Source organism: Paracoccus seriniphilus, from assembly GCF_028553745.1.
GTDB lineage: Bacteria > Pseudomonadota > Alphaproteobacteria > Rhodobacterales > Rhodobacteraceae > Paracoccus > Paracoccus seriniphilus.
In genome coordinates, this window is record NZ_CP067129.1 from 2,228,635 (window position 1) to 2,247,161 (window position 18,527).

The 18,527-nt window shown below is 62.2% G+C and carries 14 protein-coding genes; all 14 read right to left on the reverse strand.

What is annotated here, in order from left to right; translation table 11 throughout:
• Positions 1-10: 10 nt before the first annotated feature.
• Positions 11-1,657, reverse strand: coding sequence for a DNA repair protein RecN (gene recN, locus JHW44_RS10895; protein WP_089344592.1), 1,647 nt, complete (start codon positions 1,655-1,657; stop codon positions 11-13).
• Positions 1,658-1,696: 39 nt separating this feature from the next.
• On the reverse strand, positions 1,697-2,548 hold the full coding sequence (locus JHW44_RS10900) for an outer membrane protein assembly factor BamD (RefSeq protein ID WP_089344464.1): 852 nt from the start codon (positions 2,546-2,548) through the stop codon (positions 1,697-1,699).
• 187 nt (positions 2,549-2,735) lie between these two features.
• Entirely contained in the window at positions 2,736-3,668 is a 933-nt protein-coding gene (lpxC, locus tag JHW44_RS10905) for a UDP-3-O-acyl-N-acetylglucosamine deacetylase (RefSeq protein ID WP_089344591.1), read from the reverse strand.
• 229 nt (positions 3,669-3,897) lie between these two features.
• Positions 3,898-5,511, reverse strand: a complete 1,614-nt coding sequence (gene ftsZ / locus JHW44_RS10910; RefSeq protein WP_089344463.1) for a cell division protein FtsZ — start codon at positions 5,509-5,511, stop codon at positions 3,898-3,900.
• A gap of 222 nt (positions 5,512-5,733) precedes the next feature.
• Positions 5,734-7,068: a cell division protein FtsA gene (gene ftsA, locus JHW44_RS10915; RefSeq protein WP_089344462.1), complete on the reverse strand. Its 1,335-nt coding sequence runs from the start codon at positions 7,066-7,068 to the stop codon at positions 5,734-5,736.
• A gap of 6 nt (positions 7,069-7,074) precedes the next feature.
• A complete protein-coding gene (locus JHW44_RS10920) occupies positions 7,075-8,028 on the reverse strand; it encodes a cell division protein FtsQ/DivIB (protein ID WP_089344461.1) in 954 nt (317 codons plus the stop codon).
• Entirely contained in the window at positions 8,016-8,906 is an 891-nt protein-coding gene (locus JHW44_RS10925) for a D-alanine--D-alanine ligase (RefSeq protein WP_245847118.1), read from the reverse strand. The genes JHW44_RS10920 and JHW44_RS10925 overlap by 13 nt, the downstream gene beginning before the upstream one ends.
• Positions 8,907-9,089: 183 nt before the next feature.
• A complete protein-coding gene (murB, locus tag JHW44_RS10930) occupies positions 9,090-10,028 on the reverse strand; it encodes a UDP-N-acetylmuramate dehydrogenase (protein WP_089344459.1) in 939 nt (312 codons plus the stop codon).
• A 76-nt stretch (positions 10,029-10,104) separates the two neighbouring features.
• Positions 10,105-10,344 (reverse strand): DUF2484 family protein, encoded by a 240-nt coding sequence (locus JHW44_RS10935; protein WP_179217725.1) that lies wholly within the window; start codon positions 10,342-10,344, stop codon positions 10,105-10,107.
• Positions 10,345-10,358: 14 nt separating this feature from the next.
• A complete protein-coding gene (gene murC, locus JHW44_RS10940; RefSeq protein WP_089344457.1) occupies positions 10,359-11,780 on the reverse strand; it encodes a UDP-N-acetylmuramate--L-alanine ligase in 1,422 nt (473 codons plus the stop codon).
• Positions 11,780-12,865: a UDP-N-acetylglucosamine--N-acetylmuramyl-(pentapeptide) pyrophosphoryl-undecaprenol N-acetylglucosamine transferase gene (locus JHW44_RS10945; RefSeq protein ID WP_089344456.1), complete on the reverse strand. Its 1,086-nt coding sequence runs from the start codon at positions 12,863-12,865 to the stop codon at positions 11,780-11,782. Before JHW44_RS10945 ends, murC begins: the two co-directional genes overlap by 1 nt.
• Positions 12,865-14,028: a putative lipid II flippase FtsW gene (ftsW, locus tag JHW44_RS10950; protein WP_089344455.1), complete on the reverse strand. Its 1,164-nt coding sequence runs from the start codon at positions 14,026-14,028 to the stop codon at positions 12,865-12,867. Before ftsW ends, JHW44_RS10945 begins: the two co-directional genes overlap by 1 nt.
• Positions 14,029-14,165: 137 nt before the next feature.
• Positions 14,166-14,909, reverse strand: a complete 744-nt coding sequence (locus JHW44_RS10955; protein ID WP_089344454.1) for a cytochrome c biogenesis CcdA family protein — start codon at positions 14,907-14,909, stop codon at positions 14,166-14,168.
• A gap of 124 nt (positions 14,910-15,033) precedes the next feature.
• Positions 15,034-17,862: an Rne/Rng family ribonuclease gene (locus tag JHW44_RS10960; RefSeq protein WP_089344453.1), complete on the reverse strand. Its 2,829-nt coding sequence runs from the start codon at positions 17,860-17,862 to the stop codon at positions 15,034-15,036.
• Between the last annotated feature and the right edge of the window lie 665 nt (positions 17,863-18,527).

The following is an 18,527-nucleotide window of genomic DNA, read 5'->3' on the forward strand; positions in this document are numbered from 1 at the left end:
CAGCGGCGCCTCAGCCCTCCAGCAAGGAGATGGCTGCATCCGATGCCGCCTGGGTGATCCTGTCGCCCGACAGCATCCGCGCGATTTCATCTATGCGGTCATCACGTTCAAGCGGAGTCACGGTCGAGGTGGTCATGCCGTCGTGAACCGATTTCGATACCCGGAAATGATTGGCCCCCTGCGCCGCGACCTGCGGGGAATGGGTGACGACCAGAACCTGTGCATCCTCGGCCAGACGTTTGAGACGACGTCCGACGGCATCGGCGGTCGCCCCGCCAACCCCCCGATCGATTTCATCGAATATCAGCACCAGCGCGTCATTGCCCTTGGCCAGGCAGACCTTCAGCGCCAGCAGAAAGCGCGACAGTTCGCCGCCCGAGGCAATCTTGTCCAGGGCCCCGGCAGGCGCTCCGGGATTGGTGGCCACGGTAAATGCGACGATGTCACGCCCCTCGGGCCCGGCCTCACCGGGGCTGATGCCGGTGGTAAAGACAGCCCGCTCCATCTTCAGCGGAGCCAGTTCGGCGGACACTGCCTTGTCCAGATCAGCCGCCGCCCGCCGTCGCCTTTCGGTCAGTTCGGTGGCCAGCCGGTCATATTCCGCATCTGCTGCAGCCGCGGACTGGCGCAATTCTGCAATCCGCTGATCCCCGGCATCCAGACGGTCCAGACGGTCGCGCAGTTGCGCGGCCAGTCCGGCGAGATCATCGGCTAGAACCGAGTGCTTCCGCGCCAGAGCCCTCAGCGCGAAAAGGCGTTCTTCCACCGCTTCCAGCGCATAGGGATCGAAATCCATCCCCGACAGCGCATCCTCGACACCCTGATAGGCTTCGCCCAATTCGATCAGGGCACGCGACAGGGCTGAAATCGGCGCGTCCAACCGTCCTTCGGCCTTGTCCGCCGCGCCTTCCAGCCAACGGCTTGCCTCGACCATGGCAGATTCCGCGCCCTCGGCCCCCAGCAATGCCAGTGCACGCTGCACATCCTCGCGGATGCGTTCGGCGGCCTGCATGTTGCGCCGGCTGCTGTCCAGCGTCGCTTCCTCGCCCGCCTCGGGGGCCAGATCCTCCAACTCCTTCACCGCGTGGCGCAGGAATTCCTCTTCCTCGCGCGCCGCCGCCTGGGCCGCCAGGGCCTCTTCAAGCAAACGTCCGGCCTCTTTGCGGGTGCTCCATGCCTTGCGAATCGCGCTCAGATCCACGCCGCCATAGGCATCCAGCAAGGCACGGTGCCCGCGCGGGTTCAGCAATCCGCGATCATCATGCTGACCATGCAATTCAACCAGCGTTTCCGACAAGCGCCGCAGAACCTCGCCCGAAACGCGCCGGTCATTGACAAAGCCGGTCTTGCGCCCGTCCCCGCCGTTGATCCGACGCAGGATAAGCTGATCATCCTCGACCTCGATCCCCGCATCGGCCAGCACGGCTCTCGAGGGATGATTGGGGGGCAAATCGAAGACGGCGGTCACCTCGCCCTGTGTGGCCCCCTGCCGTACCAGGTCCGCGCGACCACGCCACCCCAGCACAAATCCCAGGCAATCAAGAAGAATGGATTTTCCCGCGCCGGTTTCCCCGGTCAGAACGTTCAATCCCGGCCCGAACCCAAGCTCGAGCCGGTCGATCAGCAGCATGTCCCGAATATCCAGTGATCGCAGCATGTGGGCGCAAATGGCCACGCTAGCCCGATCGGGCTGGCGTCACAGCCATTCTCCTTGAATCATCTGGCGATAGACTTTCGTCAGCCAGTTGTCACCGGTCGCGTCCGCCGACAAGCCCTGACCGCGCAATTGCTGATAGGCATCGCGATAGAAAGGCGAACTCTGGAAGTTATGGCCCAGAATCGCGCCGGCGGTCTGCGCCTCGGGATAAAGGCCAAGCGCCAGATAGGCCTCGACCAGACGCATCAGGGCCTCGGGCGTCTGGGTCGTGGTCTGGAACTCCTCAACCACGACGCGGAACCGGTTGATCGCCGCCGTGTAATGCCCTCGCTTGAGGTAATAGCGGCCGATCTCCATTTCCTTCGCGGCAAGATGGTCGAAGGCCAGATCGAATTTCAGGATCGCGCTGCGCGCATATTCGCTGTCGGGATAGCGTTCGATGACTTCACGCAGCGATTGCAGCGCCTGGAAGGTCAGGCCCTGATCGCGGCCGACCTCATCAATCTGATCGTAATAGGACAGCGCCAGCAGATATTGCGCATATGCGGCGTCTTCATCGCCCGGATAGGTATCAATGAAACGTTGCGCGGCCGAGCGCGCATCTTCGTATTCCTTGGCGCGATGGCTTGCATAAGCCTCCATGATCAGCGCGCGCTTTGCCCATTCCGAATAGGGATAGAGCCGTTCGACTTCACTGAAATAGAATACCGCGTCCTTGGGCTTCGCGCTGTTTTCCAGCTCGAACTCGCCGCGTTTATAGATCTCTTCCGCCGTGAAACGATCAAGATTCTTCCTGTCAGCGTCGCCATCCTTGCCCGAGGAACAACCCGTCAGTGTCATCCCCGCCAGCAACACAGCCACCAAGGAAGCCGATATTTTCGAGCGCGCCATATTCACCCTGCCCTACGATTCTGCCCTGCGTCGGCCCGCTTGAGGCCGGGCTGCCGGCACGTCCTAGCATAGAACATCGGGGGGCGCAAAATGGCAATCTGTTGAATTTCACGCGAAAAGGAAAGCATATCTTCTGCGACCCGCCGCCCAAGCCGCGAACCGCCGTGATCACGTGGTCTCTTGAGGATCAGACGGCCACCTGAAATGACTGTGCCGGCCGGGCATAGCCGGCCACGCCTGCACCGGGCAGACGGGTTTCCAGCGCGTCCGAGCAGACTTCCCATTCCCAGGCCGTCGGATCGGCGAACAGGGCGCGCAGCAGCCGGTTGGTCATCGCATGTCCGGCGCGATGCCCGGTATAACGGGCAAGCAGCGGCGACCCGGCCAGGGCAAGATCGCCCATGGCGTCGAGCATCTTGTGGCGCACGGCCTCGTCGCGGTGGCGCAAACCGCCCGGCGACAGAACCTTGGCGCCATCAACGACCACCGCATTCATATAGGTGCCGCCAAGCGCCAGACCGTTCTTGCGCATCATCTCGACATCAGCACGGCGACAGAACGTCCGGCTGTCGGCCAGTTCACGCAGGAAGGCACCATTGGCCATGTCCAGGCGTTTTTCCTGATGGCCGATCGCGGCATCGACAAAGTCGATCTGAAAATCGATCTCGAGATGATCGGCGGGCGTCAGGCGGGCAAAGGCTTCACCATCGCGGACCTCGACAGGCCGCAGCACGCGAATCGCCCGAAGCCGGGCCGCCTGTGTCCGAATACCGGCCTGCAAGATCGCCTCGACGAAGGGGGCGGCCGAACCGTCAAGGATCGGCACTTCGGGGCCATCCACGGTGATCATGGCATTGTGAATACCCGTTCCGGCCAAAGCCGCCATCACATGTTCGACCGTGGACAGGGTCACGCCATCGCCATTGTCCAGCAGCGTGCACAATTTCGACGGGGTCACATTGTGCCAGCGCGCGGCAATATCGACCGAAGGTGTCAGATCCGTCCGGCGAAAGACGATGCCATGACCGGCGGGCGCAGGCAAGATATCCAGTCTAGTCTGAGCACCCGAATGCAAACCCACTCCGGTGAAGCTGACCATCTTTTTCAATGTTGCCTGCATGACGTGACTGCCTTCGAATGCTGTTTCGGGACATGGAACGACCCGCTGCATATCCAGCTATGCCCCCCGGCGCATTCCTTCAATTAACGAATTGTAACCACATGAAACATTCGTGACGAATAGAGCGAGAAATCGCAGAGCGCTCGGAACATCATCTTGAAATAAAAACAGAAAAGGCCGCCCAAGGCGACCTTTTCAGGATTTCAGATGTGACAGGTTGATGATCCTGTCAGTTGGCCTGCCGGCGCAGGAATGCCGGGATCTCGACATTGTCCTGACCGTGATCGGGATTGGCCAGATCGTCGAAATCGGTTTCCTGCTGACGTGCACGGGCCGCGACACGGTCATTGACGCGCTCTGCGATCGAGGCACCTGCAGGACGCTGTCCGCCGGCACCGGCTTCGCTGTTGTGACCGGCCATACGCTCCAGCATCCGGCCCAGGCCGCTCATGCGGTTATGCGTGCGATTGACATCGCCTTGCTGGGGCTGCGGCGCAGCCGGACGCGCCGGAGAGGCAGCCGCCTGAGAACGCTGACCCTCGTGGTTTTCAACTGCACGACGCAGACGATCCATGACCTGCGGTGTCGGCTGGCCGCGCGTTCCTTCGGGCGCGCGCGGTGCAACGAAATCGGTCAGATCATCCTCGATCCGCACGGCATTGGAACGCGTCGCTTCCTTGGCGGGCTGATAGGCCGGGGCGGGCATGTCGTCCTTGGCGCCCTGCTCGGCCTGCTGTGTGTCCTCCGACGCCGCGGTCCGGCGTTGCGGCTCTTCCTGCTGCGCGGGCGCAGGCTCGGCCTTTTGGGTGGCCGAAGGATTCTGCGTCAGGGGCTCGGCAATGCTGCGACGCGGAGCCGGCACATCCGCCACGCTGACCGATGCGTCGATGCCGGTCGCAACGACCGAAACGCGAATATTGCCATCCATATCGGGGTCCAGCGTCGAACCGACGATGATATTGGCATCGCTGTCGACCTTGTCGCGAATGACATTTGCGGCTTCGTCCAGTTCGAACAGCGTCATGTCATAGCCGCCGGTGATATTGATCAGCACGCCGCGTGCGCCGTTCAGGCTGATTTCATCCAGCAGCGGGTTGGCGATGGCGCGTTCGGCTGCCTCTTGCGAGCGGTTCTCGCCCGAAGCCTCGCCGGTGCCCATCATGGCCTTGCCCATCTCGTCCATCACGGCGCGAACATCGGCGAAGTCCAGGTTGATCAGCCCCGGACGGACCATCAGGTCGGTCACACCCTTGACGCCTTGATACAGCACGTCATCGGCCATGGCGAAGGCCTCGGTGAATGTGGTCTTCTCATTCGCCAGCCGGAACAGGTTCTGGTTGGGAATGATGATCAGCGTGTCGACAACCTTCTGCAGGGCTTCTACGCCTTCCTCAGCCTGACGCATCCGTTTGGTGCCTTCGAACTGGAACGGCTTGGTCACGACACCGACGGTCAGGATCCCCATTTCCCGCGCGGCCTGCGCGATGATCGGCGCGGCACCGGTTCCGGTGCCCCCGCCCATGCCGGCCGTGATAAAGCACATATGCGCGCCCATCAGGTGATCGACGATATCCTCGATGGTTTCTTCGGCCGCCTTGGCTCCGATCGAAGGCTTGGCACCGGCGCCCAGCCCCTCGGTGACTTTCGGGCCCATCTGGACACGGCTGGAGGCATGCGATTGTGCCAGGGCCTGGGCGTCGGTATTGGCAACCACGAACTCGACCCCGTCGAGTTTCTTCTCGATCATGTTGTTGACCGCGTTGCCGCCCGCACCGCCAACACCGAACACGGTGATGCGGGGTTTCAGCTCGTCTTCGTCATTCATCATCAGATTGAGGTTCATGGTTTCCGCCTGTTTATCGCTGTTCTCGCCGAGCCGTGCCGCCCGTTCGAATCCCCCGGGTATTCCCGTCAATCGTAACGCCTAGCAGCTGTCACGTCACCATTAAAACGGTTTTACGCCGCAAAATATGGGTCATCGACGCTGCAAAATAGGCGGCATCTTGCCAGTCGTGCAGAATATGGTGGCCGCAGTGCAGCCGCCCCATATCCCGTCAGGTTTCGATCACCAGTTATTCTTGAACCAGCGATACGCACGTCGCAGGCTGCGGGCCGGATAGGCCTCTGCCGGCATTTCGAAATCCCACCACTCGTCCTGCGGATGAGCCGCAAAGAGGGCAAGCCCCACCGCACTGGAGAAGCTGGGATCGGTCAACTGATGAGCCAGACCGTCAATCCGCAGCGGACGTCCGCAGCGAATGTTGGGGCCAAGAATCCGCGCCGCCAACCCGTCCAGGCCCGGAATCTGGCTGCCCCCCCCGGTCAGGACGATCTGCTGACTGGGCATGTAATCGAATCCTGCCGCGTCCAGAACCTGACGGACATTTTCCAGGATTTCCTCGACCCGCGGACGCATGACGCCGATCACATCGGCCCGGCTGACCGTGCGCCGGTCGGATTCCCAATCTCCCGTCTCGCCGCCCACCTCGATCATCTCGCGATCATCCCAGCCGGTGGCCTCGACCCCGCCATTCAGGGTCTTGAGCCGCTCTGCCATGGCCAGGGGAACCCGCAGGCCCTGCGCGATATCCTGGGTGATCAGATTGCCGCCGATGCGGACGGTGTCCGAGAAGATCATGTGTTTCTTGACAAAGATCGAAACGCCGGTGCCACCACCGCCGAAATCGATACAGGCGGCGCCAAGCTCCTGCTCGTCCTCGACCAGGCTTGCCCGCGCCGAGGCATATGAAGCCGATGCCACCCCGGCCAGTTCAAGGTCGCAACGACGGATACATTGCACGACATTGCCGATGACATCGCCATCGACCGTCAGAACATGCATGTCGCAGGCCAGCTTGTTGCCCAGATGGTCGCGCGGGTCGCCCAGTCCGCTGCGGTTGTCGACGGCGAAATTGACCGGATGCGCATGCAGCACCTCGCGACCGCGGCCAAAATCGGGGACATCACAGGCCGCAAGGACCGAGGCCACGTCATGTTCGGACACCTTGCCCGATTCCAGCACGATCTCTCCGGCCAGACCGTAAGAGGCCGGCCGCCCCCCCGAAAGACAGGCGATCACGTGATCGACGCGCACCCCGGCAAGCTTTTGTGCCGCGGCCACGACCGTTCGGATGGCGCGTTCGGTTTCGGCCATGGTCTCGATTTCGCCATAGCGGACCCCACGCGACCGGGTCGAGGCAGCGCCGATCACCCGGAAATTCGCCTGTCCGGCCATCGGCCCCACACCATCGGTTTCGCGAAAGGTGCCCGTGCCGTCGAAGCGCAGCACCATGCAGGCAATTTTCGAGGTGCCGATGTCAAGAATCCCGATCACACCACGTTGCAGCGCCGCACGCCGGATATTCCGCATGGCTCGTTGTGTCTGATACAATTCGGTCATCCTGCCTCAGCCCCCCTTCTTCCCGTCCTCGATGACATTCCCGTCCGGCCCAAGCTCTGGCAGCCCGCGCGCCAGGCGGATGGTATTGCGCGCGTCCAGTCCCAAGCGCAGCACCGGGCGCGACGGATCGCGCAGGTCCACCACCTTCACATCACGTCCCAGCATATCTTCGGCGCTGTTCAACGCCATCGCCGCCTCCAGCGCGATCACGGCCCCTTCGGCCGGCAGCATGATCCGCTGATCATGGTCCAGAACCAGATCCCAGCGCCGCTCGCCCCGTCGCACCAGACCACGCACACGTGGCAATATCGGGCCAGCCGCATCCAGCAGCTCCAGCGCCTCATCCGTGACCAGATCGGCCCCCTCCCCCGCGATCAGCGGCAGATCCGGACGCACATCCCGCGAGGTGACGCTGGCCACACGATGGCCGTTCGCATCCAGAATCTCGATCCCGCGGCGATGACGCCACAACAGCGCGGGCTGACGCTCTTTCACCACCGCCGAAAGGATTCCGCCCGGCTTGATCCGCAAATCGATGCTTTCGATGGCGTCCAGCTGCATCACCTGCAGGCGCAGCGCCGGCAGGTCGATGTCAAAGCTGGAGGCCGGCAGATCCACCGGCAGCATGGTGCGCAGCGCCTTTTCGACGACCGGGCTGGCGCCCTCGACCGACATCATGCGGACCTGGAATTCTTCACGGCTTTGGACCTTGTCGATCAGCCCGATGACACTGTCCGTCAGCGCGGTGCGACGATCCTCGTCCGACAGCCAGATTCCCGCCGTCGTGACGACTAGAAAAACCGGCACGCCGATCCTGACGATACGGCGATACAGCGGCGTCAGCCACATCCGTTCCAGACGGTATTTCAGCCGCGACGGCGCCGGATCACGCTTGACGCGCGGCTGTTGCGCGGCACCGTCAAGCCGACGCGGCGGGCGGTGGTCGATCACGTCCTGCATAGCGCGTCCTCGACCATCCAGCGCATCAGGCTGGGGAAATCGATCCCCGCATGTGCCGCCTGTTCAGGTGCCAGAGAGGTCGGCGTCATGCCGGGCTGGGTATTCACCTCCAGCAGGATCAGCCCGTCGATCCCCCGGCTCTCGTCCCAGCGAAAATCGGTGCGCGACAGGCCGCGACATCCCAATGCCTCATGCGCACGCAATGCATAGTCCAGACATGCCTGACGAATCGGCTCGGGGATCTCGGCGGGAATCACATGGCGCGATCCGCCGACGGTGTATTTAGCGTCATAGTCATACCAGCCCTCCGTCAGGATCTCGGTCACGCCAAGCGCATGATTCCCCATCACGGCAGTGGTCAGTTCGCGCCCCGGTGCATAGCTTTCCACCATCACCCGTTCGGGCATGGAGTCAGACAGCTGCGGCGGCTGATTGGCCCCGTCATGCACGATGTAGACACCGACCGAGGACCCCTCGTCATTGGGTTTGACCACATAGGGTGGGGGCAGCACATGACGGCGCGAAACTTCGGCAGAATCTGCGATGACGCTTTCGACAACCGGCAGACCGGCCTCGCGAAACGCCTGTTTGGCAACGGTCTTGTCCATTGCCATGGCCGAGGCCAGAACGCCGGAATGGGTATAGGGCAGTCCCATCCATTCCAGAATGCCCTGAACGCAGCCATCCTCGCCCCAACGGCCATGCAGGGCATTGAATACCACATCAGGCGCAACCTCAGTCAGACGCGCAACGATATCATCGCCGCGTTTCTGCCCGAGTTCGATCTCGGTCACCTGATATCCCGCCACCCGCAGCGCATTCGCGCATTCGCGCCCCGATGACAGCGACACCTCACGTTCGGCTGAGGGGCCACCCATCAGAACTGCAACGGTGTGGGCTGTCCTGCTCGACCTGCCCGCCACTTCTGTGCCTTTCGTGCCCGGTTTGCCCGGGCTTCTTTCCATATCACGCGGTCGGGTTAGTCCCGATCCTGCGGCTTATGGTCAAAAGATAGCCCTAAAGCTTGGATCACAAAAGAACAATTTTCCGGCTTGCGCGATTTATCGACCTTTGGGGGAAAGCGCGTCACCGATACGGATGACTTCCCACTGCAATTCATGACCGCTGCTTTCCTTGACTCGCCTGCGAACAAGCTCTCCCAGGGCCTCGAGATCTGCTGCCGTGGCATGGTCTGCATTCAGCAGGAAATTGGGATGTTTCTCGGACATTTGCGCCCCGCCCAGCCGGTATCCGCGCAATCCGGCACGGTCGATCAGAGACCATGCCTTGAGGTCATGGGTGTCATCCGCCCGCCCCGTCGAGCTGAACCCGGCCGGATTGCGAAAGGTCGAACCCGCGCTGCGCTCTTTGGTGGGTTGGGTCTCGTCCCGCCTGGCGAGTTGCTGCACCATGCGGGCGTGCAGCGTTTCGGGATCAGCGCGATCAGCGCGGAAACTCGCCTGCGTCAGCACCCAGCCTTCGGGCAGGGTCGAATGGCGATAGCCGAATTCCAGATCGTCAGGCGAAAGGGTGACCACACGCCCATCGCGCGATACCGCCTGCGCCGACAGAAGGTGATCGGCCACATAGGTGCCATAGCATCCCGCATTCATCCGCACGGCACCGCCAATACTGCCCGGAATCGTGCGCAGGAACGTCAGGTCCAGCCCGGCATCCGCCGCCCTGCGCGCCACATGTGCATCCAGCGCGGCGGCCCCCGCTGTCACGATATCATCTTTGATCTCGATGTTGTTGAAGCCGCGCCCGAGGCGCAGCACGATCCCGCGGATACCACCATCGCGCACGATCAGGTTGCTGCCGACGCCCATCGGGAAAACCGGCATTGCGGGGTCCAGCGCCCGCAGGAAATCGGCCAGATCCTCGATATCTGCTGGCTGGAACAGCCAATCGGCCGGCCCGCCGACCCGCAACCACGTCAGACTGTCCAGAGGACGGTTTTCGGTCAGGGCGCCGCGCGGGGTGGGAAGCTGTTGTGTCATGAAATGCAGGTATCCAGCAGGTAATTCTGCGTCAATATGTTCAAATGGCCGTCAACTGCGGCTGGCACGCCAGCCGCTAATCCAGAGGTGTGACGCTGTCGTTCTGTCGTTTCCATCCATGCTGGCACAACAGGATTGCCATCCCCAGCGCGAATCCTCCGGCACCGGCCATCGGGCCCCAGCTCAGGGTCAGCAGACCCAGCGCCGGGACGCCCAGGGCGATCAGCGCCCAGAAGCAGCGGAGCGCATGAATCCCGCGCAGGCGGGGCAACAGGAAGCCCAGCAACAGCCAACCCCCGGACAAGACCAAGGTCATGATCTGAACCGTGGTCACGCCGCCTGACCCTGAAGGCGCGCTGGCAGAGCATTGGCCCAGGAAGATATGGTTCCTGCCCCGAGGCAGACAACCATGTCACCGGGCCGCGCCTGTTCACGAACCAGACGCACCAGATCATCCTCGGACAGGATCTCGCGGGCATGGCGATGGCCATGTGCGATCAGCCCGGCAACCAGGTCGTCACGTCCGGCACCCGGAATCGGGTCTTCACCGGCGCCATAGACATCGGCAATGCCCACGACATCGGCTTCATTGAAACATGTGCAGAAATCGTCGAACAGCGAAGCCAGCCGCGAGAAGCGATGGGGCTGATGCACCGCGATCACGCGCCCTTCAGTCGATTGCCGCGCCGCCTTCAGCACAGCCGCGATTTCCACCGGATGATGTCCGTAATCATCAATGATGGTGACGCCATCGACCTCTCCGACCCGCGTGAAACGACGACCCACGCCACCGAATTTCGCCAAGGCGTCACGGATCTCTGCCTTTTTCATGCCCAGATGCCGCGCGACAGCGATGGCTGCCAGACAGTTCGAAACATTGTGGTCTCCCGGCATCGGCAGGGTGCAGCCCTTGATCACCTCGGCATGTTCAGCATCGCTTTCGCCCTGCAGTGCCACATCGAAATGCGCCACGCCCTTTGCATAGCGCAGATTGACCGCGCGCACGTCGGCCTGTGCGTTGAAGCCAAATGTCACCACGCGGCGGTCGGTCAGCTTTCCGACAAGGGCCTGAACCTCGGGATGATCTGTGCAGCAGACGGCCAGCCCATAGAAGGGCACGCCCGAGGCAAAGTTGTAGAACCCCTGCCGCAACGCATCGAAATTGCCCCAATGCTCCATATGCTCGGGGTCGATATTGGTGATGATCGCGATATCCGCAGGAAGCCGGTTGAAACTGCCGTCGGATTCATCGGCCTCGACCACCATCCATTCACCCTCGCCCGCCCGCGCGTTCGACCCATAGGCGTGAATGACGCCGCCATTGATCACGGTCGGATCGATGCCACCTGCATCCAGCAAGGTCGCGACCATCGTCGTGGTCGTGGTCTTGCCATGGGTGCCGGCGATGGCAATGTTGGATTTCAGCCGCATCAGTTCGGCCAGCATCTCTGCGCGCCGGACCACGGGCAGACCACGGCGACGCGCCTCTTCCAGCTCGGGATTGCCTTTCTTGATCGCGGTCGAGATGACCACGACACCGGCAGAACCGATATTTTCGGCGCGCTGCCCCTCGAAAACGGTTGCGCCCAGCCCGGCCAGCCGCTCGGTGATCTTCGAGCTTTTCAGGTCACTGCCCTGCACCTGATACCCCAGTGTCAGCAGAACCTCGGCAATGCCGGACATGCCGATTCCGCCGATGCCGATGAAATGGATCGGGCCCAGTTCGTGGGGCAGCTTGGTCGCGGCATTCATCACATTATCTCCGTGACTAGATCATAAAGACGCCGCGCCGCATCGGGCCGGCCAAGTGTCAAGGCGGCAGCGGCCATTTCCGTTGCCTGTGCAGGATCGGACATGATGTCGCGGATGTCCTGTGACAGGGCCGCCGGATCAAGCCCGACCTCGGGGTGGATATGCGCGGCCCCCGCGGTTTCCATCGCGCGGGCATTCGCGGTCTGATGGTCCCCGGTCGCTGCGGCATAGGGGATCAGCAAGGCGGGTCGACCGATCACGCAGATATCGGCAATGGACGAGGCCCCCGACCGGCTGATCACCAGCTGCGCCCGCGCCAGACGTTCGGGCACATCGGTGAAAAACGGCTGCACATCGGCAGACACACCGGCGTCGCGATAGGCATCCGTCACCCGCTGACCATCTTCGGCACGGGCCTGATGGCTGACACGCAGGCGACCGCGCAGATCATCGGGCAGCGCCGCGATCGCGGCGGGCACGACATCGGACAGGACGCGCGCACCCTGGCTGCCCCCGATCACCAGCAGGTGAACCTCTTCACCTTCCGAGGCCGCCTGATAGGGACTGGCCGCAAAGTCCAGAACCGCCGCGCGCACCGGATTGCCGGTATGGATGCCCTGCACGCCCGCTGGCAGTTCCGTGGGCCATGTGCCGCAGGCCACGCGCTGAACGCGACGCGCGAACAGGCGGTTGACGCGGCCCATCACCCCGTTCTGTTCATGAATCATCCGCGGAACGCCCATGGTCAGCGCAGCCGCGAGCGCCGGGATGGTCGGATAGCCACCAAAGCCGATCACGACCGAAGGGCGGTCCTTGCGAAACTCGGCCCGCGCGGCAGAAACTCCGGCAGCAATCTTGAGGGGCGCCATCAGCTTGCCTGTCAGACCACCGCGGGCAGTCGTGGCCGATTTCACGATGCTGCGCGTCACCTGATCGGGGAATCCGCCCGCATAGCGCGCGCCGCGATCATCGGTTGACAGCTTGACCCGCCAACCTTCGGCCAGCAGCATTTCAGCCAGGGCCTGTGCGGGGAACATATGTCCTCCGGTACCACCGGCAGCAATCAGGGCAAGAGGTTCGTTCATCACCGTCTCCGTCGCAGGATTTCGGCCATTTCGCCCTGTGGACGTGTGCGCGTCAGCGCCAGCAGCATTCCCAGTGCGATCCCCGAGGCAATGACCGAAGACCCGCCATAGCTGACGAAAGGCAGCGTCATGCCCTTGGCGGGCAACAACCGCACCGCAACACCCATGTTGATCAGCGCCTGAACGCCAAAGGCACAGGCCAGTCCGGTGCCCGCAATGCGCACGAAGGGATCGCGTTCCTTCATCAGCCGCAACAGAGAGCGCACGACGATCGTGCAATACAGCGTGATGATGACCAGGACCATGATCAGGCCATATTCCTCGGCCGCCACGGCAATGATGAAATCGGTATGCGCGTCAGGCAGGGACCATTTCACCGTGCCCTCGCCGACGCCGACCCCGAAGAAACCGCCTTCCTGAATGGCATTGGTCGCATATCCGATCTGCGTGCGCGGATCCACGTCGGGAGACAGAAAGCCATTGATGCGGCGTGCGAAATGTTCTGACGCGCCATAGGCAAAGAAACCACCGGCCAATGCCATGCCGGCCACGCCGAACAGCAGGATCATCGGCGCCCCGGCAACGAAATACATCACCAGCCAGGCAAACAGCACCAGCGAGGCCTGCCCGAAATCGGGTTGCAGCGCCAGAAGGATGACCACCGTGAACAGGGCAACGAAGGAATAGGCCTTGCCCGGCGGTCCTCCGACCTCCTGGCTGGCGGCCATGAACCAGGCGCACAGCGCAACGAAACCCGGCTTGAGAAATTCGGACGGCTGCAACGACACGAAGCCCAGGCTGAGCCAGCGTGTTGCGCCCTTGCCGAAATCCGTGCCGATGAAGGGCAAGGCAATGATCAACGCAAATGCTGCAAGAAAGCCCATCACGCCGATCCGCCGGATCTGCCGCGGTGACAGCATCGACAGGACCAGCATCACGCAGATCGCCATCCCGCCAAAGACCGCCTGACGCTGGACATAGTAGAAACGCGGAAGATGGTTCTTCTCGGCCAACGGCACCGACGCAGCCAGCCCCAGAAGCAACCCGGTCGCAAACAGAAGCAGCACGCAAGCCAGCGACCATTTGTCAATAGTTCTCCACCAACGTGGAAGAATCGGGTCACCCGCCCGTACGGGCGTGGCGCCAAAGACCATCTCGGTCATGGGAATACCGCCGTCACTGCCTCTGCTCTGCCCGGTTATCCGGGTCTGATCTCCACGATAGCGCGATTTTCACCGTCGCGCTACCGTCTATTCATGCCCCCGATACGCCCCCCATGCAACGCAGGGGCGCGCCATCCCTAGCCAAGCGTGGCCAGCGCCGGGAAAGTTTCAAGCAGCCAATAGGAAAATGCCGAGAAGGCACCGGTCAGCAGCATCAGCCCGACGACCAGCAACAACAGCCCCATGATCCGCTCGATGGTCTTCAGATAGGGCTTGACGCGATTCATCACCCCGACCGCATGCTTGATGAAGATTGCTGCCAGCAGAAAGGGAATACCCAGTCCAAGCGCATAGACCGCCAGCAATGCCGTGCCCCGCGACAATTCGCCCCCGGCCGCCGCAAGTGACAGGATCATTCCCAGTTGCGGCCCGATGCAGGGCGTCCAGCCAAACGCAAAGGCCAGACCCAGCACATAGGCCCCCAATGCACCTCCGCCCTGCTGACCGGTATCCAGCCGCGCCTCCTGGTCCAGGATCGGGATGCGGAAGACATGCAGGAAATGCAGCCCCATGATCATCACCACGACCCCTGCGCCCTTTGACAGCAGGTCCTGATACTGCAGGAAAGCGCGTCCGAATGCCGAGGCCGCAAATCCCATGATCAAGAAGACCGTGGACAGGCCCAGCACAAAGAACAATGCCGGCAGAACGGCGCTGCGTTCCCCGGTTTTCAGGCCGTTCACCCCCACCCCGGTCATATAGGCCAGATAGGGCGGCACGATGGGCAGCACGCAGGGCGACAGGAATGACAGAAGGCCCGCCAGCATCGCGATGAATGCTGCAGGCAGGAATGCGGCGGTGGCAAGTTCGATTCCAAACATGTGGCGCAGATTACCCGTTATGGCGGCAGACGACAGGGCCGTTGACCTCACGCTTGCGTGGGCAGGCAAAAAAAAGAGCGCAGCTTTTGCCGCGCTCTTTCATTTCCGTAGCGATCCGGCTGGCTCAGCGTCCTGCCGACCACCATCCACGGCGTTTGGGCTTGACCTCCTTGGCCTCGGCCATTTCAGGCTCGCGGCTGTCGTTGGCGCTTTCCTGAACGGGTTGGGCAGCGGCTTCGATCTCCACAACCGGTTCCTCCACAACCGGTTCCTCCGCGGTCGTTTCCGGTTCGGGCTGGGCCGCAGCTTCAACCTCGGAGACATCCCCTCCGTCCGCCTTGACCTCGGTCTCGACCTCGGCCTGAGCAGGGCTCACATCCGCAGCGCCGCTTTCCACCGCACTCTGGGCCGCCGCATCCTGCGCGGCATTTTCCGCAACCGTCACTTCCGGAACAGATACCGGTTCAGCCGGTTCGGCCTCGGCCTGTGCGGGGGCGCTGGAATAGTGCTGATTTACGCCCGGCAGGCTTTCGGCAATGGTGTCTTCGGTCGCATCATGCAGATCAACCACCTCGGGCAGGGGCGAAGCCACCTCCTGCTTGTCGGCCTTGACACTGCGCCCGCGACCACGGCTGCGGGACCTGGGCTTGGGCGTTGTTTCGGCCTTTTCTGCGGGCTGCTCATCCTTGCCGGCATCTTGCGATGCAGAGGCAGGCTCTTCAGCGACCACGACGGCTGTCTCGGTGACCTGCGCCTCGGCTGTGGCGGTTGTTTCCTCGGCAGAACCGGAATCTGTCGTTTCTGCATTCGACGAATTTCCATCCGCCTGCTCATCGCTGCGCTCGCCCGACTTCCGCCGCCGCCGCCGCCGACGACGACGACCGCGACCATTCTCGCCGCCTTCATCCTCGGAAGTTTCGTTGCGAGGTTCCTCAGACCGGTCGACTGCCGGTTCGGCAACGGCTTCCGCCTCGACCTCTGCATCGGGCAGATCATCCTCATCATCGATCTGCGCCATCAGTTCTGCGTCAACCGACAGTACGGCATTGGACACTTCGGGCACGAAGCGGGTTGCCGTCTTGAATTTCTCGATGGCGAAATCCGGGGAAATCAGCTGGGGATCCGCCTCGATACGCACGGCCATGCCATAGCGCTGCTCGATCCCGGCGACATGCTCGCGCTTGGCATTGATCAGGAAATTGGCAACGGCAACAGGTGCCTTGACCAGAACTTCGCGGGACCGCTTGCGGGTCCCCTCTTCCTCGATGGCACGCAGGATGGTCAGCGCAAGGCTGTCATCACTGCGGATCAGGCCGGTGCCATGGCAATGCGCACAGGGCTGGGTCGTGGATTCCAGCATGCCCGGACGCAGACGCTGGCGCGACATTTCCATCAGGCCAAAGCCCGAGATACGCCCCACCTGAATGCGCGCACGATCCGACTTCAACCGGTCCTTCATGCGCTTTTCGACAGCGGCGTTGTTCTTGCGCTCTTCCATGTCGATGAAGTCGATGACGATCAGACCGGCAAGGTCACGCAGACGCAGTTGACGTGCCACCTCATCGGCGGCCTCGAGATTGGTCTTGAGCGCGGTATCCTCGATCGAGCCTTCCTTGGTGGCACGACCGGAGTTCACGTCGATGGCCACCAGCGCCTCGGTGATGCCGATGACGATATATCCGCCCGATTTCAGCTGTACGACCGGGTTGAACATTCCGGCCAGATAGCTTTCCACCTGATAGCGCGCGAAAAGCGGCATCTGGTCGGTGTAATGCTTCACGTTCTTGGCGTGGGACGGCATGATCATCTTCATGAAGTCCTTGGCGGTGCGATATCCGCGCTCGCCCTCGACCAGAACCTCGTCGATCTCTTTGGAATAAAGATCACGGATGGTCCGTTTGACCAGATCGCCCTCTTCGTAGATCGCGGCCGGGGCCACCGATCTGAAGGTCAGATCGCGGATCTGCTCCCACAGACGCAACAGATATTCGTAATCGCGACGAATTTCGGTGCGCGTGCGCTGGCTGCCGGCGGTGCGGATGATAAGTCCGGCACCCTTGGGCACATCCAGTTCGCCCGCGATATCCTTCAGCTTCTTGCGGTCGGCAGCATTGGTGATCTTGCGGCTGATGCCACCGCCACGGGCGGTATTGGGCATCAGGACGCAGTAACGACCGGCCAGCGACAGATAGGTGGTCAGCGCAGCGCCCTTGTTGCCACGCTCTTCCTTGACCACCTGCACCAGCATGATCTGGCGGACCTTGATGACTTCCTGGATCTTGTAGCGCCGCGGCCGCGGCTTTCTGGGCACGCGGATTTCCTCGGTGACATCCTCATCGGCAACCGACTCGATGGAATCATCCTTCTCGGTCGCATCGTCACCCGAGGTCGCTTCGGCCTCATTCGCTTCGGCTTCGGCGGCTTCGGTCGCGCCCTGATCTTCCGGGGCTTCATGCCCTGCGGCATCTTCCCCCGCAGCTTCTGCATTGCCATCGCTGGCCTGGGTCTGATTGTCCGTGGCTTCGCCGGCCTGATCAGGCTTTGCCTCAGCATCGGCATCGGTCAGCTCGGCAGAAACCGTCTCATCGGTGTTTTCCGCCTTGGCGGCACGGCTGCGGCGACCTTTCTTCGGGCGTGCGCTTTCCTCTGCCTCAAGCGCATCGGCATAGGCCTGCTCTTCGGCCATCAGCGCTTCGCGATCAGCCGCCGGGATCTGGTAATAGTCGGGGTGAATTTCCGCGAATGCCAGAAATCCGTGGCGATTTCCGCCGTAATCCACGAAAGCGGCCTGCAACGAGGGTTCGACCCGCGTCACCTTTGCCAGATATATGTTCCCCGAAATCTGCCGCTTGTTGAGTGTCTCGAAATCAAATTCTTCGACTTTTGTTCCGTCGACCACAACCACCCGAGTTTCCTCGGCATGGGTGGCATCGATCAGCATCTTTTTTGCCATTGTTTTTTCTTTCACGCAACATTCTGCCCGGCGGAGCCAACTGGCCCGCATGGCGGATGTTGCTGGATGATTGGGACGCGGAAGCGGCAATAGCTGCGGGGATCAGTCCGGCCCGGCCTGTGGCCTGCCCTCTGGGATCCTGTCCGTCCAATGCGCGCGTCATCGCGTCTGTTCCTTACGAAGACCCGTCAACCAAAGCTGACCGGGCCACTGTCTGATGTCGCTTCGGTCGCAAAATCACGTCCTGAAGCGGGTTTTCCGCGTGGCACATCGCCTGCCAGTCTGGCTGAAACCAGAGGTGCCGCGCTGCGAAACTTTTGGCGCATGGCAACCCAAAGTTGTGGGCGCACTGCGCATTCCTTCAACATAGAGGTGAAAGGTGGGAAAATTCAATGCCAAAACGCCCCAAGGCGCAATTACGCGGCGCTCTCGGCACGGAACGGCCGGCCTGATCCGGCCCGGATCCTCGGCGCGGCGGCATCGGCACAACCGGCCTGCGGCACCCGACAACTGACGTTACGGCAAGTTTGATTGCTGTCGGGACCGGGCGGAAACTGACAGGCATCGCACGCAGCCCTTGCCGCACAATCAATTGAAAAAGTTATTCTTACCGGATCGGAAACCGCCGCAGCCGGCTTCACGCAGTCTTAACAGTTCTTTCACGC